The 19,170-nt window shown below is 71.1% G+C and carries 24 protein-coding genes and 1 riboswitch; of the genes, 14 read left to right on the top strand and 10 right to left on the bottom strand.

What is annotated here, in order from left to right; all coding sequences use genetic code 11:
• Positions 1 to 2 precede the first annotated feature (2 nt).
• Both AB0H71_RS06160 and AB0H71_RS06165 read right to left on the bottom strand, forming a co-directional pair.
• The gene (locus tag AB0H71_RS06160) at positions 3 to 941 is read right to left on the bottom strand and encodes a helix-turn-helix domain-containing protein (RefSeq protein ID WP_357015347.1); all 939 of its coding nucleotides are present in this window, start codon (positions 939 to 941) and stop codon (positions 3 to 5) included.
• A gap of 265 nt (positions 942 to 1,206) precedes the next feature.
• Entirely contained in the window at positions 1,207 to 1,479 is a 273-nt protein-coding gene (locus tag AB0H71_RS06165) for a MerR family transcriptional regulator (protein ID WP_357016203.1), read from the bottom strand.
• 532 nt (positions 1,480 to 2,011) lie between these two features.
• Between AB0H71_RS06165 and AB0H71_RS06170 the strand changes: the two genes are divergently transcribed.
• The 5 genes from AB0H71_RS06170 to AB0H71_RS06190 all read left to right on the top strand — a co-directional run bounded on the left by AB0H71_RS06170 (position 2,012) and on the right by AB0H71_RS06190 (position 5,732).
• Positions 2,012 to 2,755 carry a GAF and ANTAR domain-containing protein gene (locus AB0H71_RS06170; RefSeq protein ID WP_357015349.1) on the top strand — a complete coding sequence of 248 codons (744 nt, stop codon included), beginning with the start codon at positions 2,012 to 2,014 and terminating at the stop codon, positions 2,753 to 2,755.
• A complete protein-coding gene (locus AB0H71_RS06175; RefSeq protein ID WP_357015351.1) occupies positions 2,749 to 4,221 on the top strand; it encodes a PP2C family protein-serine/threonine phosphatase in 1,473 nt (490 codons plus the stop codon). The genes AB0H71_RS06170 and AB0H71_RS06175 overlap by 7 nt, the downstream gene beginning before the upstream one ends.
• Positions 4,222 to 4,396: 175 nt before the next feature.
• Positions 4,397 to 4,852: a hypothetical protein gene (locus AB0H71_RS06180; RefSeq protein ID WP_357015353.1), complete on the top strand. Its 456-nt coding sequence runs from the start codon at positions 4,397 to 4,399 to the stop codon at positions 4,850 to 4,852.
• Between the two features lie 91 nt (positions 4,853 to 4,943).
• Complete coding sequence (locus tag AB0H71_RS06185) at positions 4,944 to 5,135, top strand: hypothetical protein (protein WP_357015355.1); 192 nt, start codon at positions 4,944 to 4,946, stop codon at positions 5,133 to 5,135.
• 108 nt (positions 5,136 to 5,243) lie between these two features.
• A complete protein-coding gene (locus tag AB0H71_RS06190) occupies positions 5,244 to 5,732 on the top strand; it encodes an ATP-binding cassette domain-containing protein (RefSeq protein ID WP_357015357.1) in 489 nt (162 codons plus the stop codon).
• A gap of 52 nt (positions 5,733 to 5,784) precedes the next feature.
• Here the strand turns inward: AB0H71_RS06190 and AB0H71_RS06195 are convergent, their stop codons facing one another.
• From AB0H71_RS06195 to AB0H71_RS06205, 3 genes are read right to left on the bottom strand one after another with little or no spacing between them, the layout of a single operon-like run.
• Entirely contained in the window at positions 5,785 to 6,408 is a 624-nt protein-coding gene (locus AB0H71_RS06195; protein ID WP_357015359.1) for a hypothetical protein, read from the bottom strand.
• Entirely contained in the window at positions 6,405 to 7,241 is an 837-nt protein-coding gene (locus tag AB0H71_RS06200; RefSeq protein WP_357015361.1) for an ImmA/IrrE family metallo-endopeptidase, read from the bottom strand. The genes AB0H71_RS06195 and AB0H71_RS06200 overlap by 4 nt, the downstream gene beginning before the upstream one ends.
• Positions 7,238 to 7,576, bottom strand: a complete 339-nt coding sequence (locus AB0H71_RS06205) for a helix-turn-helix transcriptional regulator (RefSeq protein WP_357015363.1) — start codon at positions 7,574 to 7,576, stop codon at positions 7,238 to 7,240. Before AB0H71_RS06205 ends, AB0H71_RS06200 begins: the two co-directional genes overlap by 4 nt.
• A gap of 125 nt (positions 7,577 to 7,701) precedes the next feature.
• Here AB0H71_RS06205 and AB0H71_RS06210 point away from each other — a divergent pair, with 125 nt between their 5' ends.
• The gene (locus tag AB0H71_RS06210) at positions 7,702 to 8,787 is read left to right on the top strand and encodes a hypothetical protein (protein ID WP_357015365.1); all 1,086 of its coding nucleotides are present in this window, start codon (positions 7,702 to 7,704) and stop codon (positions 8,785 to 8,787) included.
• A gap of 1 nt (position 8,788) precedes the next feature.
• Here AB0H71_RS06210 and AB0H71_RS06215 read toward each other — a convergent pair whose 3' ends face one another.
• Entirely contained in the window at positions 8,789 to 9,154 is a 366-nt protein-coding gene (locus AB0H71_RS06215) for a hypothetical protein (protein WP_357015367.1), read from the bottom strand.
• 35 nt (positions 9,155 to 9,189) lie between these two features.
• Between AB0H71_RS06215 and AB0H71_RS06220 the strand changes: the two genes are divergently transcribed.
• Both AB0H71_RS06220 and AB0H71_RS06225 read left to right on the top strand, forming a co-directional pair.
• Positions 9,190 to 9,825, top strand: coding sequence for a helix-turn-helix domain-containing protein (locus tag AB0H71_RS06220; protein ID WP_357015369.1), 636 nt, complete (start codon positions 9,190 to 9,192; stop codon positions 9,823 to 9,825).
• Between the two features lie 96 nt (positions 9,826 to 9,921).
• Positions 9,922 to 10,668, top strand: coding sequence for a nuclear transport factor 2 family protein (locus AB0H71_RS06225; protein WP_357015371.1), 747 nt, complete (start codon positions 9,922 to 9,924; stop codon positions 10,666 to 10,668).
• 54 nt (positions 10,669 to 10,722) lie between these two features.
• On the opposite strand, the gene metE is transcribed toward AB0H71_RS06225, so the two are convergent.
• The 4 genes from metE to AB0H71_RS06245 form a co-directional block, all read right to left on the bottom strand.
• The gene (metE, locus tag AB0H71_RS06230; RefSeq protein ID WP_357015373.1) at positions 10,723 to 12,978 is read right to left on the bottom strand and encodes a 5-methyltetrahydropteroyltriglutamate--homocysteine S-methyltransferase; all 2,256 of its coding nucleotides are present in this window, start codon (positions 12,976 to 12,978) and stop codon (positions 10,723 to 10,725) included.
• Positions 12,979 to 13,113: 135 nt separating this feature from the next.
• Positions 13,114 to 13,319, bottom strand: a riboswitch (cobalamin riboswitch).
• 146 nt (positions 13,320 to 13,465) lie between these two features.
• On the bottom strand, positions 13,466 to 13,981 hold the full coding sequence (locus tag AB0H71_RS06235) for a hypothetical protein (protein ID WP_357015375.1): 516 nt from the start codon (positions 13,979 to 13,981) through the stop codon (positions 13,466 to 13,468).
• A 94-nt stretch (positions 13,982 to 14,075) separates the two neighbouring features.
• Positions 14,076 to 14,282: a DUF397 domain-containing protein gene (locus AB0H71_RS06240; protein WP_357015377.1), complete on the bottom strand. Its 207-nt coding sequence runs from the start codon at positions 14,280 to 14,282 to the stop codon at positions 14,076 to 14,078.
• Entirely contained in the window at positions 14,279 to 15,160 is an 882-nt protein-coding gene (locus AB0H71_RS06245) for a helix-turn-helix transcriptional regulator (RefSeq protein WP_357015379.1), read from the bottom strand. The genes AB0H71_RS06240 and AB0H71_RS06245 overlap by 4 nt, the downstream gene beginning before the upstream one ends.
• A gap of 233 nt (positions 15,161 to 15,393) precedes the next feature.
• On the opposite strand from AB0H71_RS06245, the gene AB0H71_RS06250 reads away from it, so the two are divergent.
• From AB0H71_RS06250 to AB0H71_RS06275, 6 genes are all read left to right on the top strand, one after another.
• Positions 15,394 to 15,570 carry a hypothetical protein gene (locus AB0H71_RS06250; RefSeq protein ID WP_357015381.1) on the top strand — a complete coding sequence of 59 codons (177 nt, stop codon included), beginning with the start codon at positions 15,394 to 15,396 and terminating at the stop codon, positions 15,568 to 15,570.
• Between the two features lie 2 nt (positions 15,571 to 15,572).
• Positions 15,573 to 15,758 carry a hypothetical protein gene (locus tag AB0H71_RS06255; protein WP_357015383.1) on the top strand — a complete coding sequence of 62 codons (186 nt, stop codon included), beginning with the start codon at positions 15,573 to 15,575 and terminating at the stop codon, positions 15,756 to 15,758.
• A 90-nt stretch (positions 15,759 to 15,848) separates the two neighbouring features.
• Positions 15,849 to 16,253, top strand: a complete 405-nt coding sequence (locus tag AB0H71_RS06260) for an ATP-binding protein (protein ID WP_357015385.1) — start codon at positions 15,849 to 15,851, stop codon at positions 16,251 to 16,253.
• Positions 16,254 to 16,265: 12 nt separating this feature from the next.
• Positions 16,266 to 16,712, top strand: coding sequence for a hypothetical protein (locus AB0H71_RS06265; RefSeq protein WP_357015387.1), 447 nt, complete (start codon positions 16,266 to 16,268; stop codon positions 16,710 to 16,712).
• A 176-nt stretch (positions 16,713 to 16,888) separates the two neighbouring features.
• The gene (locus tag AB0H71_RS06270) at positions 16,889 to 17,491 is read left to right on the top strand and encodes a TetR/AcrR family transcriptional regulator (RefSeq protein WP_357015389.1); all 603 of its coding nucleotides are present in this window, start codon (positions 16,889 to 16,891) and stop codon (positions 17,489 to 17,491) included.
• Positions 17,492 to 17,645: 154 nt separating this feature from the next.
• Positions 17,646 to 19,154 carry a MorD protein gene (locus tag AB0H71_RS06275; RefSeq protein WP_357015391.1) on the top strand — a complete coding sequence of 503 codons (1,509 nt, stop codon included), beginning with the start codon at positions 17,646 to 17,648 and terminating at the stop codon, positions 19,152 to 19,154.
• The last annotated feature ends 16 nt before the right edge of the window (positions 19,155 to 19,170 follow it).

Genomic DNA, 19,170 nt, shown 5'->3' on the forward strand with positions numbered 1-19,170 from the left:
GTTCACCGGAGCAGCGTCTGCTGCGGAGTGCACCCGTAGACCTCGCGGTAGTACCCGGCGAAACGCCCCGCGTTGCCGAAACCCCACCGGTGGGCGACCGCGGCGACCGTCACGCCGTCGTCGGGCGCGGCGGCGAGCAGGTCGGCGTGCGCGCAGTCGAGCCGGATGCGGCGCAGGTGCTGAACCGGTGTGCTGCCCAGGTGCCGCTGGAAGCCCAGCTGCACCGCGCGGATCGTCACGAAGGCGGCGGCGGCGATATCGGCGAGCGAGATGTCCTCGTCGGCATGGGTTTCCATGTAGGCGATCGCGCGGCGCACCGTCTCGGAGTGTGCGTCGTTGCGGTCGGCGGGGGTGGGCTCGCCGTCGGCGGCGGGGAAGGTGTCGAGGACGACCGCGGTGAGGTAATCGGTGGCGGCGGCGGCCAGCAGCGGATTGCCGGCGAGCGCGGGGGCCTGCGCACCGAAGTGCTCCATCGCTCCGGCCAGGCGCCGCGCGGCCGCCGCGCTCGCGGGGGTATGGCCGCCGAGCCGCGGCGGCCGCTCCCCGGCCGTGCGGTCGGCGACGCGGGCGAGCAGCTCGGGTCCCAGGGTGATCGCGTCGAAGGCGGCGTGCCGCAGGACGCCGCTGTGCGGGCGGTCGGGCGGCTCGAGCGCGAGCAGCTGACCGGGGCGCAGCACCGCCGGTCCGGCGTCGGTGAGCCGCACCAGGGCCGTGCCGTCCCGCACGAGCAGCACACTCCAGCGGCCGATGGGCTGGGTGCTGTAGGCGACATCGGTCCGGAAGTGCAGCGTGGCGTGCGCGGCCGCGCCGACCTGCTGGTGCACCATCCGCACCCCCGCGCGCGAACTCGGGGCGCCGAAGCGCAGCGCCGCGTAGAGCGTGCCGAGCCGCGCCTCGGCCTCGCCCAGGTCGTCGGTGTCGAGCAGGAGGCGGCCCGGCATTCCCGCGCCCGGGGCCGGTCGGACCGCCCCGGGGACTCGGAGGTTCTCGATCATGTGTCCATCACCCGCCGGCGACCACCATGAATTCGTCGGTACCCTCCGGCATCCGGCGCAAACGCGCGCCGCGCACCGGTACCCGGCGGGACACCTCAGTACTGGGGAATCGGTAACTCGCGCAGCGGATTTCCGCCATCGACGCAGAACCGGGCGGTCGTCGCCGCAGCGATCCAGCGCGGCGCCGCCGCCACCGCGGGCTGGGCGGGTGTCACCCCTCCGGCTCCGCCCCGTCCCGGCCGGCGAGCTCGGCATTGTCCGCCCTGGCCCGGGCGAGCTGGTCCTCCAGCGAGACGATGCGGCTCGCCGCCTCCAGTGCGGTGCCTCCGTCGACGAGCTCGCGGGCCCTGGCGGCGAGGTGCAGCTGCGCCCGGGAGTAGCGGCGGTGCCCGCCGGCCGAGCGCTGCGGCTCGAGCAACCCGGTGGCGCCGAGCGCGCGGAGGAACGCCGGCGTGACGCCGAGGATCTCCGCGGCGCGGCCCATGCTGTAGGCCGGGTAGTCCTCGTCGTCGAGGCGGCCGGCCGCGGTCGAGTCGGGATTCACTGCGGTACGGCACCTCTCGGGGATTCGGGCACGACAAGGGGCCCCGGCGCTGGTGCGCCGGGGCCCGGAAGAGTTGACGAGGGAACCGAAATCACTGCCCGGCCGATAGCACCGGGCCCCGCGGTATCGCGGGTGCGTGAGGTCGAGATGCGTGTTCCAGTAGCCACCTCCCAGGTCGACGGTGTTTTCCGTGGCCCCTCCGGCGGTCCGGCCTACTGCACCGGATTCTCTTCTCCGCCGGAGGGGACCGAGGGTTTCGCTTCCGGGCAGTTCCCCTGCCCGGCCACTAATCCTTCGCTCTTCGACGAGAGAGACGTTAGTAAGTTCGCCGCACAATGTCTACCCCCCGGACTACAGATTTTTCCCGGGCACCGCGTGACGTCCCTCGCACGCGCCGAGCGCTCGATCCGGCATAACCGGTGACGAGCGGGGTACCGACTCTTCGTAGACGGAGCTGACGGGAGGCGGGCAGGTGCCGGCGGAGGATTCGACGGGCGGCGGGCTGGGTGACACCACCGCGGCCGAGCAGATCGTGGCCGCGTTCGCGCGGATGGCGGGGATGTTCCTCTCGCACCGGACCGTGGACGAGGCCCTGGCGACGATCACCGAGCTGGCGGTGCGGACCGTGCCCGGCACCGCTGGCGCGGGGCTCACCCTCTTCGACAGCGCGGGCGAGCGCGGCACCGCGGCGGCCACCAGCGACCTGGTCGAGCGCGCCGACGCCCTGCAGTACGAGCTGGGCGACGGGCCGTGCCTCACCGCGTCGGCGGAGCGGATCGTGGTCCGCGTCGACGATGTCGGCACCGACCCGCGCTGGCCGCGCTGGGGGCCGCGCGCCGCGGCGCTGGGGGTGGTCTCGACGCTCAGCGCGCCGCTGGTCGCCGGGGAGCGCGGGCTCGGCGCCATGAAGGTCTACGGCACCGGCGCCTACGGCCCGCGCGAGGAGCACGTGCTCACCCTGTTCGCCGCGCAGGCCTCGCTGCTGGTGGCGCACGTGGTCGGCGCCGCCGAGGCGGAGGCGGTGAGCGGCCGGATCACCGAGAAGCTGCGCGGCCGCGAGGTGATCGCGCGCGCCACCGGCTACCTCATGGGCCGCGACGGGGTCGGCGAGCACGCCGCGTTCCTGACCCTGGCCAACGCGGCGCGCGAGCAGCACACCTCGATGCGGCGCATCGCCGAGCAGCTCACCGCCGCCGACGGGGGCGAGCAATGGTGATTCAGGGCTCCTCCGGCCGCGATCGCGCCGCGGAGCAGCAGCGCAGCTTCACCGCGGCCTTCCGGACCGCCGGGCTCGGCGTCGAGGAGCTGTGGACCGAGTACTTCGGGGTCGGCGGCGATGCCGGTTTCCTGGAGGTCGACGCCTACGTGCACGGCATGACGGCGCTCTCCGCCCGGGATCGCGACATGCTCGCGCACGTCGTCAACGAGTACCTCGACCTGCACGCCGACGCCAGGCGCGCCGCCTACAGCCGCCCCTTCCGCAACCCGCGGCCCACCACCCCGCCGCTCTCCGCGCTGGTCGAGCTGGTCGACGGCGTCCACCTCGCCGCACCGGACCGGCTGCCGGTGATCGCGCACGCCGCGGGCACCGCGCTCGGTGTCGAGCTCACCGTGCACCTCGTGGACTACGAACAGCGCGCGCTGCGCCCCGCCACCGGCACCGGCGCGCCCCCGCTCGACCTCGACACCACCACCGCCGGCCGCGCCTTCCGCGAACTCGAGGCGCTCGCCACCACCGACCGCTCCCCCACCCTGTGGATGCCGCTGCTGGACGGCATCGAGCGGCTCGGCGTCCTCGAGATCGGCGTCCCCGAGCCAGAGGACCTGCGCGATCCCGGGCTGCGCGCGCACTGCCGCTGGGTGGCGCGGCTGCTCGGCCACCTCATCACCATCACCACCCACTACGGCGACGGGCTGGACCGCACCCGCCTCACCGAGAACCGCACCCCCAACGCCGAGCTGCTCTGGTCGCTGCTGCCCCCGCGCACCGCCGGGGTCGGCGACGTCGTGGTCAGCGCCGCCGTCGAGCCGCGCTACGACCTGCGCGGTGACGTGTTCGACTACGCCCTCTCCGAGACCGCCGCCCAGCTGCTCATCCTCGACGCCGCCGGTGACGAGCTCGTCGCCGCCACCGCGCTGGCCGCCTACCGCAGCGCGCGGCACGCCGGGGGCGGGTTGCTGGAGCAGGCCCGCTCCCTGGAATCGACGCTGGCGGGCCGGTTCGGGGCGGGACGGCTCGCCACCGCGGTGCTCGCCGAGCTGGATTTCGACAGCGGGCGGTTGCGCTACCTCAATGCCGGCCACATCGAGCCGCTCATCATGCGCGGCGGGACCGTCGCCGATCCGCTCGGCGCCGAACGGCATGCCGCCTTCGGCCTCGGCGCGGAATTCGAGGTGGTCGCGGAGGACAAGATCCACCCCGAGGACTGGCTGGTCTTCCACACCGACGGCATCACCGCCACCCCCGATCCCGGCGGCGAGCCGTTCGGGCTCGAGCGGCTCATCGAGGTGCTGCGCCGGGAGGCCGGGTCGGGGCATCCGCCGCCGGAGACGGTGCGGCAGGTGGTCACCGCGGTGCGCGAGCACCACCGGGCCGTACTGCGCGCGGATGCCACCGTCATGCTGGTGCGGAAGCTGGATCGGGCGACCGCGCCGCGGCGTCCGGAGGACGAACGGCGCTGAGTCCCTCCGTTCCATCGTTTCCGTGGTACCACGGCGACGTCGTGCACCACCCGCAGCTGCGCAGCGAGCCGGGGTGGAGCCTCGAGTCGCGCGAAAAGTGTCTCGGCCTGTCCTGGAAGCCGCGCGTATCCGAGGTCGGTCATGGCGCGTCGAAGGAGAGTCTCAGAATAGATCCGTGCCGAATCCGCCGATCACGAATTTCGTGTCCGAGTCCGCTCCGTACGCGACAACCTGCGACCGTTGCGGCAAGACCTTCGATGCCCGGGTGACCGAAGCGCTCGTCGGCGACGACCACCGCTGGGATCTCGACGCCCACTGCCCGCACTGCGATCTCGCTTGGTGCGAATGCGCCATCGAACCGGCCACCGCCGGAATGCGGAACGCGATCCTGGCCGCGAACGGCTTTACGGTCCTGAAGGTCGAGAAGGGCAGCGTGACAACCGCATCGGTGATGCGAGCAGTCCGCATCGCGTGCTTCCTGTCGCTCAGCGAGGCGAGATCGGTCGCCGACGAACTCGTGACCTCCGGGCGTGCCGGATCGCTCGTCGAAGTGGAGGTCCTTGCGCGGCTGTTGAGGGCGTCCGGAGCCGTCGTCAGCACGTGGAGGCGAGGCGAACAAGGCTCCGAATGACGGCGGAAATCCGCTGTCGCTCACACCGCTCCCCCGGTTACCGTTGAGGCCCCGCCGGAACTCTCCGGCGGCCCGTGGGAAGGGGGACGCGATGTGGAATTGGAGCGCCCGCGTCGCCGAACACGCGGCCGCGGCGGCTTTCACCCGCCCGGTGACCGATCCGGAGCCGACCGTCGCCGAGCGTTCGGCCCAGCGCGAGACCGGCACCGGCGGTGGCGCGGCGAACGATGATCGATCCGGGGCGATGTGCCCCGAGGCGGCGGACTACGGTCTCGCCGGCTGAACAGGCTCCGTATCGGTTGCACCGGCCGGTACGGAGCTGTTCCGCACCGAATGCAAACCCTCCTCGTTTCCGAAAATGTCCATGTAATTCGCACGCCGAACCGGGGCGGTGCTGCACGAGGCGCCACACGGACCTGTCGCCTACGGCCCCAGGCAGACCGGCGCTTCCCGCCGCGACGCCGCCGCCAGTTACATCCAACTGATCGGGCTCACCCGGGTCGCGAAACGCTTCCCGCAGCAACTCTCCGGCGGTATGCAGCAGCGCGTCGCCATCGCGCGGGTGCTCTGCAACGAACCGGCGGTGCTGCTCATGGACGAACCCTTCGGCGCCCTCGACGCGCTCACCCGCGGATCGCTGCAGCGCGAGCTCGAGCGGATCCACCGCGAGACCGGGACGACCACGCTGTTCGTCACGCACAGCGTGGAGGAGGCGGTGTACCTGGCGGATCGGTTGGTGGTGATGAGCGGCGGGATCTCGCACGGGACGCCGGGGCATGTGAAGGCGGTGGTTCCGGTGAAGCTGGATCAGGTGCGGGATGTGAACGATGCGGCGTTCACCGATCATCAGCGGTGGATCGGTGCGCTCATCGAACACTGACGGTTGCGCGAACTCGGGTCTCCAGGGCGGCGACCGAACATCCCCTCACAGTTCAGGATGGTTGCGGGACCCATAGATCGCGACTCAACAACGGGGTGCTCTCGATCGGAACGAGGCCGTCATCCAGCTCGCGCAGCCTGGCATACCGCGACCGCATTTCCGACTTGCCGTCCACGAGCCCCTTGTGCGCGGCTTTCTCGAGGATCGTGACGGTATTGACGACGAACAGACGCCCTACTGTCTTTCCCGCCGCGCGTCGGCGATGGAGATTCCGCGCCTCGGCGGTCGCCATGGCCGCACCAGCCCGTTCATCGATGATGACAGTGACATCGCGACCTTCTTCGGCAGCGACGAGTGCGTGCGCGAGCACCATCAACTCGCCGAGATCCGCCGCGCGTTTCCGGCGCTCGCTGAGCGGCATTCGCGCCAACCTCGATCCCACCGACTCCAGCGCGGTCCAATCGTCATCGAGAACTTCGAGCCACTTCGGTGTCAGCTTCGACCACTCGTTCACCACCGCCTTGAATTTGACCTCGACGGAGGCTTTGCGCAGCACTTCCTTCTGCACCGTCTCCGGCGTGCTGATCCGTCCCAGCACTCCAATCAGCAGCCGAGTCTGATTGCTGGCGAGAAAATTCAGGGCGGGGCCCACATCGATGATCGGTCGCCGGTTCACTCGTTCTCACCGGCGCGCATGTCCGCGTCGAACTCGGACAGATCGATCTCGACCTCGGGCAGTTCCGCGACCCCGGCCCAGTTCGGCGACTCCCACCTGTCGACTTGGCGAAGCCCGGCAGCGCGCAATTCCTGCTCGGCCACGGCGGCGTCGATGCCCCACAGGGTGGCCACGGTCTGGATCGGCACCACGTTCTGCACCCACCCCGAAATCGCCCGAGCCAGCAGCCGCTGAGGTGCGCGACGCCGGTTCGATGCCTCCGACAGCGACCGATACCTGTCGAGCCAGCCGAACTCGGCCGCCAGTTTCGGGGTGGGCACCGACTTCCATTGTTCTTTCGTGGCCCGGTCGATGTGACCGCCCTGTTCGAGGGCGATCGCCGCTATCGAGGGAGAAACGAGGAAACGCTGCACGACCGCCGACAACATCGCACGCCCGTGCCCGACGTATTCACTCTCGATCGTCTCCTCGACGCCCTGCTGCGGGATCAACAGGTGACGGGCGAACGCGTTGGCCCGGCTCTCGACCGGGTTGGCGGAGTCGATCAGTGGTTCGTCGGCCCAGTCCCCGAACACGACGTGGGCGAGTTCGTGCGCGAGCGTGCTGCGCTGCCGCATGACGCGGGGCGTCCGTGTCACGCCGATGAAGACGGACCCGCTGTCCCCGCGGCGCATAGTCATGCCGTGCTGGTCCTGCTCGGTATCGAGCACGGCTACGTCCGCTCCCACGGACTGCTCGATGAGCATGACCAGATCGCCGAGTGGCGCGCTCCCGAGGTGGTGCTCCGTGCGAAAACGCGCCGCTTCCTGCCTGCCCTCCGATTCCGCGCTCACAGCACCGCCGGGATCGCTTGGTCATCGAGGTAGGCGTCGAGTTCGATGAAGTGCAGCATCTGAGCACGCATCGACTCCATCGACGCCCCGTTCGCCGCTCGCGCCGCGCACTGCACCTGCGCGGCGGCGCGCGAAGTGCCGGTGAACTCCGTCAGCAACCATCCCGTCGCCGCGGCGATCGAGATCAGTTCGTTCATCTTCGCCACCCTGTCACCGCTGATGGTTCGCGACAGGGTCGGCTGCGAGATTCCCGTCGCCGCCGCGAGTTCACGCTGACTCAGCCCGGCTGCGTCGATGGCCTCCGCTATCCGCTCGCCCACCGTGTGTCCGCTCATAGCCACCTCCCCACTGAATCAGATTTTTCGATCTGATTCAGTGTAGAGCGTCCCGGCCAGTGGGCAAAGCCGACTTCGACGCGGCGTTTGTCCGCAACAGTGGCCAGGGACTTGAATAACCCAGCGTGACGACAGACGAAGCGCCGCGCGGCGTCGGACGAGAGCACGACGAACCCCGGGTGGTCCTGGGCGTAGTGGCGGCCCCCGGCCCGGCCTTCGACCTGGCCCGGCAACACCTGGGCGATCAATCCTTCGCCACCGGCCTCGGCACCCGCCTCGCCGGGGCGGAATGGGAGGTCGAGCTGGTCGAAAACCGCCTGGTCACACCCCCGGCCGACGACGGCGAGATCGTGGCCGCCGCCCGCGAACTCATGCTGACCCGCGGCTGGGACGTCGTCCTCGGCGTCACCGACCTCCCCCTGCACGAACGCCGCCGCCCGGTGCTTGCCCACGCCAGCCCGCTGCACGGCGTCGCGGTCATCTCCATCCCCGCACTCGGCCCGCGCGGCCGCGGCAGGCGGTTGAACGACATCGCCGCCGAGCTCCTGGCCCGCCTGCTCGGCCAGGACGCCGGCGCGGCGGACGGCGAGCTGACCCGGCGGGTGCGCGAACTCGGCACCGACACCGAGCCCGGCGCCTCCGCCTTCACCGCCCGGGTCCTGACCGGCAATCTGCGGCTGATCACCGGCATGGTGCGCGCCAATCAGCCGTGGCGGCTCACACTGCGGCTCTCGCGGGCGCTGGCCGCGGCCGCGGCGGCAGGTGTGTTCGCGCTGATCACCTCCGATATCTGGCGGATGGCCGACACCTTCGGCGCGGTGCGCTCGACGCTGGCGATGATCGGCTCGATCATCGCCATCGCGGCCACCCTGGTGATCGGCGCCGAGCTGTGGGAGCGGGCGCCGGGGCGGCGGATGCGGGAGCAGGTGGCGCTGTTCAATATCGCGACCGTCGCCACCGTGCTCATCGGTGTCGGCGCCTTCTACCTGGCGCTGTTCGGGCTCGCGGTGCTGGCCGCGGCGTTCCTGGTGGTGCCCTCCGGGTTCGCCGATGCGCTCGGGCACCCGGTCGGGATCGGGGACTATCTGGAGCTGGCGTGGCTGACGTGTTCGCTGGCCACGGTGGGCGGCGCGCTCGGCGCGGGGCTGGAGGACGACGACACCGTGCGTGAAGCCGCTTATGCCCGGCACAGCGACGCCGGGGCCGAGTGAGTTACCGGCGGCTCAGCCGCAGCGCCTCGGCCGCGGCGTAGGTGCCGGTCAGCGCGACCAGGGGCCAGGCGGCCCGCAGCGGGACGTCGCGCCGCCGGAGGTGGCCGAGCCCGGCCGCGGTGTCGCTGAGGTCGATCAGCAATCCGAGCCACAACCACCGCGCCCGCTCCCCCGCACCGGCGGTGAGATACCCGAAACCCATAGCCAGGGCGCGGATTCCGTACACGCGGGTCAGGTACAGCGACTCCGGCGTGCTGCGCGCCCCGAAGGCGCGGGCCAGTGCGTGCGGCGCACCCAGCGAGGCGACCCCGAGCAGCACCCGGCCGACCGCCAGCGCGGCCGGAATCTGTCCATCGTTCGACGTCATGAGCGAACTCCCCTCTCGATTGTTCTGAGTAAGGAATGGCCAAGCGCTCCTACAACCAGTACTGCGGCGTCGCGCACGCACTGGACCTGCTCGGCGAGCGCTGGTCGCTAGTCATCCTGCGCAACCTGCTGCTCGGCCCGAAGCGCTACACCGACCTGCTGGACGGCCTCCCCGGCATCGGCACCGGCCTCCTCAGCCAGCGCCTCAAGGAACTCGACGCCGCCGGAATCATCACCAGGGCGACCCTGCCGCCCCCCGCGGCCTCGACCGTCTACCAGCTCACCCCCGACGGCGAGGGGCTGCGCCCGGTCTTCCACGCGCTCTCCCGCTGGGGCCTGCCCCGGCTCGGCGCCCCCGAGCCCGAGCAGCACGTCGACCCCGAGCTGGTGGCGATCGCCATGGAGGCGCGGTTCCGGCCGGGCGCGGCCGGGGCGGACGGCGTGTACGAACTCCGCACGGGCGGAGCCGCTTTCCGCTTCACGATCACCCCGGAGCGGATCGACTTCCGCGTGGGACCGGCGGAAGCGCCGCGCGCGGTGATCGAGGCGGACATCCCCGTCCTCACCGAACTGGCCAATGGCACGCTCACCCTCGGCGCCGCGCTCGAAAGCGGCGCGCTCGCCATCACCGGCGACCCCACCCCATTGGCCGCCGCCTTCGGCCTCTCCTGAGATCTGCGGCCCAGCGCCGTTCCATTGACATCACCTGATTCAACAAGAATCATGTGAGTCATCATAGAGCGGAAAACGCCCCGGGGAAGAGGTTCGATGTTCACCGAAGAGAAGTTCCAGCAGGCCCTGCGCACCCCGCGGCTGGCCCGCCCGGTGCCGGAGTTCCTGGACGCCAATCGCGGCACCCCGGTCCGCGCGATCCCCGAGCCCGAGCTGCAGGCCACCACCCGCGCCTGGTTCGACGACTTCGAGCGGAAGATCGAGTTCTACCGCAAGCTCGACGTCGACCTCTCCTGGCTCATGGACTGGGCCAAGAAGTACTGGTGGAGCTGGATCGACCGGGACATGAGCTACAAACACGAGCTCTACGCCGCCGACATGCGCTACACCGACGTCACCACCTTCGGCCGCACCATCGTCGGCATCGACGACTTCGTCACCTACAACATGGCCTTCTTCGACGCCATCCCGGACTGGCGCTACGACCCGCTGCCCGGCCAGATCTACATCGACATCAGCCCGGAACGCAAGGTGCGCACGGTGATCCGCTACATCGGCAGCGGCCACTGGAGCGGCGCGCTCCGGCTCTACCCCTACGACGGCAGCGCCCCGGCCATCTACGGCAACGGCCGCTTCATCCAGTGCCCGGCCGTCGACCGGTACCACTTCGACGAGAACGGGCTGCTCGAGGAGGGCGAGACGCTCTACGACGCGCTCGACGCCACGCAGCGCGCCGGCATCCTGCCGCGCGACGACAGCTGGCAGTTCAAGGCGCTCTTCGCCGCCTCCCGGATCACCCGGCTACCGGCCGCCGCCGCGAAGGTGCGCAGCGCGCTCGGATAGCAAGCCGGATGCCCCGCGGGGTGGCCCGCCGTAACGGGCCACCCCGGGATCAGGTCAGCGCAGCGCCCGCGCCGCCGCGACCAGGTTGCGCAGCGCGGCGGTCACCTCCTCGGTCCCGCGGGTCTTGAGCCCGCAGTCCGGGTTGACCCACAGCCGCTCGGCCGGAACCGCTTGCAAGGCCAGCGCGAGCGCGCTCCGCACCTCCTCGGCGCCCGGAACGCGGGGCGAGTGGATGTCGTAGACGCCGGGGCCGATGCCGAGGTCGAAGCCGATGGCACCGAGATCGTCGAGCACCTCCAGGTGCGAGCGCGCCGCCTCGATCGAGGTGACATCGGCGTCCAGGCCGCGGATCGCCCCGATGACCTCGCCGAACTCCGAGTAGCAGAGGTGCGTGTGGATCTGGGTGGCGTCGGCGACGCCGGCGGTCGCGAGCCGGAACGCCTGCACCGCCCACTCCAGGTAGGCGGCCTGGTCGGCCCGGCGCAGCGGCAGCAGTTCGCGCAGCGCGGGCTCGTCGACCTGGATGACGCCGATACCGGCCGCCTCCAGGTCCAGCGTCTCGTCCCGGATGGCCAGCGCGATCTGCCGCGCGGTGTCGGCCCTCGGCTGGTCGTCGCGGACGAAGGACCAGGCCAGGATGGTGACCGGGCCGGTCAGCATGCCCTTGACCGGCTTGCTCGTCAGCGACTGGGCGTAGGTGCTCCACTCGACGGTCATCACCGCCGGGCGCGATACATCGCCGTACACGATCGGCGGGCGCACGCAGCGGGTGCCGTACGACTGCACCCAGCCGTTGCCCGTGGCGGCGAAGCCGTCGAGCTGCTCGGCGAAGTACTGCACCATGTCGTTGCGCTCCGGCTCGCCGTGCACCAGCACGTCCAGCCCGATCTCCTCCTGGACCGCGATCACCTCGGCGATCTCGGCGCGCATGCGGGTGTCGTACTCGGCCCGGTCGATCGCGCCGCGGCGGAGTTCGGCGCGGGCCACCCGGATCCGGCCGGTCTGCGGGTAGGAGCCGATGGTGGTGGTCGGCAGCAGCGGCAGCCGCAGCCGCTCCTGCTGCAGGGTGCGGCGCTCGTCGGCGGGCGCGCGGCGGGTGGCGTCGGCGTCCAGATCCGCCAGGCGTTCGCGGACCGCGCGCACGCGCAGCCGCGGGTCGGCCTTGCGGTCGGCCACCGCGGCGCGCGCGATCCCGAGCGCCTCGGTCTCGCCCGCGGTGAGCGCGGTGGCGAGCATCCGGATCTCGGCGATCTTCTCCGCGCCGAAGGCGAGCCAGCCGCGCAGCCGCTCGTCCAGGCCGGTCTCCGGGGCCAGGCTGTAGGGGACGTGCAACAGCGAGCAGGAGCTGGAGACGGCGACGGTGACTCCGGCGTCGCGCAGCCCGGTCAGCCGGGGCAGCGCGTGGTCGGGGTCGACGCGCCAGATGTTGTGGCCGTCGACCACTCCGGCCACGATCAGCGTGTCCGTGATCGACCGGGCCGCGGCCAGATCCGCGTCCGCACCGGCGACGAGGTCGATGGCGATGCCCTCGATCCCGGTCTCGGCCAGCCCGGGCAGCGCCGCGCCGAGCCGCCCGAAGTAGGTGGCGACCAGGATCGCCGGGCGCGCCGGTAGCACCGCCAGCCGCCGGTAGGTGCTCCGCACCGCGGCCAGTTCGGTCTCGGTGAGATCGGTGACCAGCGACGGCTCGTCCAGCTGCACCCACTCCGCGCCCGCCTCGGCGAGCAGCCCGAGCAGCCGCTCGTAGAGCGGGAGCAGGTCGGGCAGCCGGTCCAGCAGGTCGCTGCCGTCCACCGACTTGGCCAGTTTCAGGAAGGTGATCGGGCCGATGACGACCGGGCGGGCGGGCACGCCGAGCGCCAGCGCTTCGCGCAGCTCGGCCAGCGGCTTCTCCGGGTGCAGCGCGAACACCGTGTCCGCGGCGAGTTCGGGCACCAGGTAGTGGTAGTTGGTGTCGAACCACTTGGTCATCTCGAGCGGCGCGACCTCGGCGGTGCCGCGGGCGGCGGCGAAGTAGCGGTCCAGGTCGCCGGCGATCCCGGCCACCCGCCCTGGCAGCGCGCCGAGCAGCACAACGGTGTCGAGCACCTGGTCGTAGTAGGAGAAGGTGCCCGTCGGCACGGAATCCAGTCCGGCGTCCCGAGCCGCCGTCAGCTGCGCGGCCCGCAGCTCCTTCGCGACAGCGTGCAGGCTCGCGGCGTCGGCGCGCCCGGCCCAGTACGCCTCGGTGGCGCGCTTGAGCTCCCGATTGGGCCCGACGCGCGGAAACCCCAGCGCAGTCGCGGTGAAATCATTGCGCGAGTTCGACATTGATGAGCTCCAGAGTCAGCGGCAAAGACCGCCACCCATAACGAGCGCACGCTGCTGGAGCCCGACAAGCATCGTTTCCGTGCCCGGGTCCACACGGCGTAGCGCCCGATCCACGAGGCGACGGCCACCGGGGACGGCGTCTCCGGTACAACGGGCAGGTCTTCGGACTCGTGGGCATCGACCCGAATCGGGTCGGCCCCGGGGGCCCGGGGCTGGTCCTACCGACCGTCGCTTCCCAGGCGGGTGCCCAGTGCGGGTGACGGCTGTCGTTCCCACTCACCGCTGCGGGACAGTCCCGGATTCCCACCGGGTTCCCCCTCACCCGCCGGATGTGTTCGGCGGGCTTCGACGCCATCGGACGGGTCAGGGGCTCCTTCGACTCCGCCTCCGGCGAACCAGCTGCACCGACGAATATAGCCAAGCCGGATGGGATCGCAAAGGGCGCCGTCGTCCCCGGCGTGCGAGTGCAGGCGTATCGATCGACAGCTCAGGCACCGTGCGGCGGCAGGAAACGCAGGGTTACCGTCTGGCCCGCGGCGGTGCGCTCGCGTGCTATCGCCAAGACGCCGGGCCTGACCACGACGTCGAGGCGTTCGCCTTCGCCATGCGTAACGCCGGCGTGGTCGCCGTCGGTCGTCATGTTGAGCGGCGGGTAGGCGAGGGCGAGGACCAGCGTTCCGCTCGGCACATCGACGTACCCCATCGGAAGGGTTTCGGTACGTGGCTCGTGTTCGAGGCCGTCCTCCGGAATCGGGCGGACACCCGGCTCGACCGGTGGTGAGATCCAGAGGGTTCCGTCGTCGCTGCGACGCACCTCGTGGTGGCCGTCACCGTGGGCTTCCTCGACGTAGACGCGCAACCCGTCGAGCACCAGTTGCGCGCTGCCCTCGGCGGCGAGTTCGTCGCCGTGGACGTCCCAGCCACCGAACCGCGCCCCCGCATCACACAGAACCAGGAAAAGCCCGTCATGCACGGGATTTCGGATCGATCCGAGGTATTTCACGATGGTTCAGCCTACTGCGGGGGGATCCTTCGGTAATCCCCTCGCGCGGCGGCGGTGGCGCTCCGACGTACAGAAACAGCTGCGCACCGCCGCCTCAGGACCGGTCGAATTCCCCACCGCGGACGCCTGCGGTGAAGGCGGCCCACTCACCGGGGGTAAGGACCAGCGCAGGACCCGACGTGTTCTTCGAGTCCCGGACGCCAACCCGACCATCGTCCAAATGAGCGACCTCGACGCACTCGTTGCTGCCGCCGCTGAAGCTCGACTTGAACCACCGGGCGTTGGATAGGTCCGCTGTCACTGCTCGTACTCCCTTGCTATGCGCCGGAGCGCCTGCTTGCTGTCTGCCACGGATAAGCTGGCGGCTGCGAGACCGTCGAATGTCTCCCGGTACTGCTCGATGGCCGCCGGCTTGTCGTAGTACATGTTCCCACGCCAGCCCTCGACGAAGACCGTCGGCTTCTCGCCCGTGACCCGATCGAAGTCCAGGATGATGAAGGGGCCGGGCGCCGCACCGAGGGGATAGCCAGCGGTGAACGGCAGCAGCCGGATGGTCACGTTCGCCGGCAGATCCGCGAGGGCGAAGAGCTGCTGTTTCATCGTTTGCGGGCTGTGCACCAGGCGCCGGAGAACCAGCTCGTCCAGCACGAGTTCCACCTGCACCGGAGTACGCCGCCGCGAAATGATCCGCTGCCGGTTGAGGCGGACGCTCATCAGTTGGTCGAGCTGCGCCGCGGAGAAGTCCGGGTAGAACCGCCTATCCAAAGCCCCCGCATATCCGGGCGTTTGGAACAGCCCCATGATGATGTCGGGCCGGTACACCGACAGCTTGGTCGCCGCCGCCTCCAAGCTGACGTACAGCTCGAAATCCTTGCGGATCGCGGCGCTGAACTCGTCCCACCACAGCCCCTCGCCTTCGTTCGAGGCCGCGACCTTTGCCAATTCCAGGAGCCCGTCCAGTTTCTCGGTGGTCTCGTACACCTCGCACAGGGCACGGATGTCGAGCAGCCGGATTCGGCCCGCCTCCCCCTTCTCCAGGCGCTGCAGAGTGCCGGTCCCGCGCTCGATCAGCCTCGCGGCGTTGGCAATCGACATCCCCGATTCGAGGCGCATGTCCCGCAGGTGACGGCCGAGCTGGCGGCGCGGGATCGTCGTCGGGGGCTTCTTCGGACTGGGCATTGTGGGCGGCTTCTTCCTGATGGTTGGGCCGGTTGGGCGCGGATGAATGGGTGGCGCGGTCCGGTATGGCGGGAACAGTGTCCAGCCGGTTGCCGGGACGCGAAATGGCAAGCAGTGGAACGTCTTCTGGGTCTATGGGCCGATACCTCTGGGCGTGCCATTGCAGCATCCCACCGGCTCGGAACCGTTGTCTACTGGCGTTGAATCGACCGGCGATGGGCAGGGGGCGCGGCATGGTGACAGTGGACGAGCGATGGCTGGATTGCGGCTTCGATCCCGACCACCTGACCCCGCAAGCCGCCGAACTCATCCTCCGGTGGCACCGGCACGCCCCCGGCCACCACTGCCTCCCGGAAATCGCGGCACTCGCCTTCCTGTCCGAACCCGCCGCCGGGCACGACTGGGAGTAGCCGTGGACAGGCACATACGGATCGCGTTCGCATCCGGCCCGACCTTCGACTACCGGGTCAGCGACACCGCGGCCGAACACCTCGAGAGCACCCTGCGGGACTGGGCCCCGGACGCCGAGATCACCGTGGACAACCACCTCACCGACACGCTGCCCGCGATCCCCTGCGCAGCCCTCTGGGAGCCGTGACGCGGTGGAAGCGGTACCCGGCCGGGTGTGGACCGACTACGGTCGGGTACGACCCCCGCACACCCGCGCTGAGGTCCGGAAGGTCAGGCGATGAACGCTACCGGCGATACCCCCGGCGCTCTACGGCAGGAGTTCCCCGCCGCGGCCGAAGAGCTGGCCCGGGTCCGCACCAGGCTGCGCGAGTGGCTGGCCGGTGTGCTCACCGACCCCGCACACGCCTACGACCTGCTGCTGGCCGCCATCGAGGCGTGCACCAATGCGGTCGAGCACGGGCACCATGAGGATCGGCGGCCCATCCTGCTCGAGGCGCGGGTGCAGCGGGACATGGTCCGGGTGACCATCACCGACCACGGGTCGTGGAAGACACCAGCCACGGGCGCCACGCACCGGGGCCGGGGGCTGGCGCTGATCGGCGCGCTCGTCCCCGAGTCCCGCATCACCGTCGGCGACACCGGCACCGTCGTCGAACTCGCCGCACCCCTGCTCGCCACCTGAGCCGGGGGCCGAGTGATTCAGGTCGACTTTATCGGCCCCGTCGCGGGTGCCTTCACGGCCGTACTCGCGGCCGGGCTGATAGCCACCGGACCGGCAATCGCACTGACCAGCGATTCACTGTGGGACGCGCTGTGCCCCGCCCTCGTCACCTTCCCGATCGGCCTCGCCCTCGTGGTCCAGACCTACCGCTGGCGCCGCACCGCCCGGCGCTTCGACGCCGCCGCCGTCCCGGCCGAGGCCGAGATCCGCGCGGTACGGATCCGCGCGGGCGGCGAGAACCCCGATGTGGCCGAACTGCGGGTCCGCATCACCGGCCCCGGCTTCGACACCTTCGAGGCGGCCTGCGAGATACCGACCGGCGTCCCGCACCCGCGCATCGGCGACCGCCGCCGGGTGCTGGTCGACCCCGCGGACCTGAGCTTCGCCATCGGGTACGACCACCTGTTCGACGAACAGTAAACCGGCCGATACACCTCCCGTTGTCCTTTCGGTAAACACCCCATTGACGAATGTCGATGACATATGTCAGTCTAAAACGGCACTCGACAGCGCGGAGAAGCTGTCGCACAGAACCTTCCACTCGCCACCCCCACCCGCCGTCGACGCACGTCAGCGGTACTGCTGGGATCGAGGTCATGACCGATGCATCCGGAAAACCCCAGGGGCGCGAAGCCCAGCGGCTGCGCACCCGGGATCGCGTGCTCGACGCCGCGATCACCGAGTTCGCGCGCACCGGCTCGGCGGAGGCCGATATCGCGGCCATCGCCGAGGCCGCCGGCGTCGCGCGCGGCACCTTCTACTTCCACTTCCCGACCAAGGAGCACGTGCTGCTGGAGCTGGAGCGCCGCGAGGAGACCCTGCTCGCGCAGAAACTCACCCGATTCCTGCGCGCCGAGCACGATCTGCGCGGCGCGCTCGCCGAGACCGTCCGGCTGGTGCTCGCGCTGGAGCGCAGGCTCGGCAACACCCTGTTCCGCGAGCTGCTCGCGGTGCACTTCTCGCCCAACCGCGGCGACGGCGATCCCAGGGACTTCCCGATGATCGCCACCGTCGCCACCGAGATCGAGAACGCGCGCGACCGCGGCGAGACCCGCGACGGCATCGACCCGTACCACGCGGCGCTGTTCTTCCTGCTCGGGCTGTACGCGCTGCTCGCCACCACCCCGGACAACCGCGCCATGCGGGCCGGGATGCTCGACAGCTACCTGACCACCGCGCTGCACAGCATGGAGCGCTGATGACCACTCTCGAACGGAGCAATCCCCATGTGGCTGGATCTCGTGCGCATCATCGCGGCCTGGGTGCTGGTCTGCGGCATCATCGCCTTCTGGTACTGGGTCATGAAGAACATCGGCACTTTCTGATCGGCCGCCCGCCGGACGGGGCCGTCCCGTGAATCCCCGCGCGCTGGAGCGCGGCTGCGCGCTCACCGCGGTCGCCTTCGCCGCGCGCCGCCGCTCCGGTGCCCGGCTGATCACCGGCGCGCACCGCGGGTTCGGGCTGAACGCGGCGGGCACCGTCGTCCAGGTGCCCTACCCGTCCGCCCCCGGCTGGACCCGCACCACCCTGACCTGCGGCGTCGCCCTGCAGTGCGCGCCGTCCAAGGATGAACTCGCCCGCTATGCGCTGCACGAGCTCTCGCCCCGTGAGCGCGGCGCGCTCACCCTGGTCGAGGGCGGCGTCGCGGCGGCCTGGATCGCCGACCGGCTCCCCGGCCTGCTCCCGGAGCTGCGGCTGCGGCTCCCCGATCTCCCCCTCGACCGCGACCTCGACGTCCCCGCCATGCTGGAGCGCGCCGACCGCCTCGCCCGCTCCGGCGCCCCGCTCCCCACCCACCCGCTGCTCGGCAGCCTCCCGCTCAGCGCACCCGGCCGCGGCGCCCTCGCGGCGGCCGTTCAGCGCACCTACGGCCGCATGCCGTGGACCAGCAGGCGCAGCGATGCCAGGCGCGTGCTCTCGGTCCCGGTCGGTGGCGACGGGGGCGCCCGCACCAGCAATCTGCCGCCCCCGAGCCACCCGGACAACGAGGACCTCGACATCCGCGCCGACCGGCGCTCCGGCATCCCGTACCCGGAGTGGAACATGTGGACCGAGCGCTTCCTCCCCGACCACGTCGCGGTGCTCGAACGCGCCACCCCCACCCGCGGCGCACCGGCACCGCCGGGCGGCGCGGAGCTGCGGCGCTGGTTCGAGCAGCGCACCCACCGCGCCCTGCGCGGCGGGCTCGCCGACGGCGCCGACCTGGACGTGGACCGCTACGTCGAACACCGCCTCGACGCACTCGGCGGCCCGGTCCCCGAACCCCGCGTCTTCCGCGACCTGCTGCCCGCGACCCGCGATGTGACCACCGCGGTGCTGCTGGACGGCAGCTCCTCGCTCGGCAGCCACGGCGGCCGCACCTTCCGGCTGGAGCTGGCCTGCGCCGACGCGCTCTCCCGCGCCATGGCGCTGGCCCGGGAGCGGCACGGCCTCTTCGTCTTCACCGGCAACACCAGGCACCGGGTCGAGGTGCGCTGCCTCAAGGACTTCGACGACCCCCGCTTCGTCGACCCGGGCGGGCTCGGGCTCATGGCGGGCGGCTACACCCGGCTCGGCGCGCCGCTGCGGCACCTGACACACCGGCTCGCCGACCGCCCCGCCGAGCGCAGGCTGCTGCTGGTGATCGGCGACGGCCTCATGTCGGACGAGGGGTACGAGGGCCGCTACGCCTGGGCCGATGTGGCGCACGCGCTCACCGAGGCCGGCGACGCCGGGATCACCGTCTACTACATCGGCGTCGGCCCGGCCCGCGTCGACCCGCTGCCCGAGGTGTTCGGGCCGCGCCGGTCCTGCCGCATCCACCGGGTCGAGCAGCTGCCCCGGGTGCTCGGTGCCGTGCACCGGGCCCTGGTCGCCGCCTGACCCCCACAGCGAGGAG

This window comes from Nocardia sp. NPDC050697, assembly GCF_040654395.1.
Lineage (GTDB): Bacteria > Actinomycetota > Actinomycetes > Mycobacteriales > Mycobacteriaceae > Nocardia.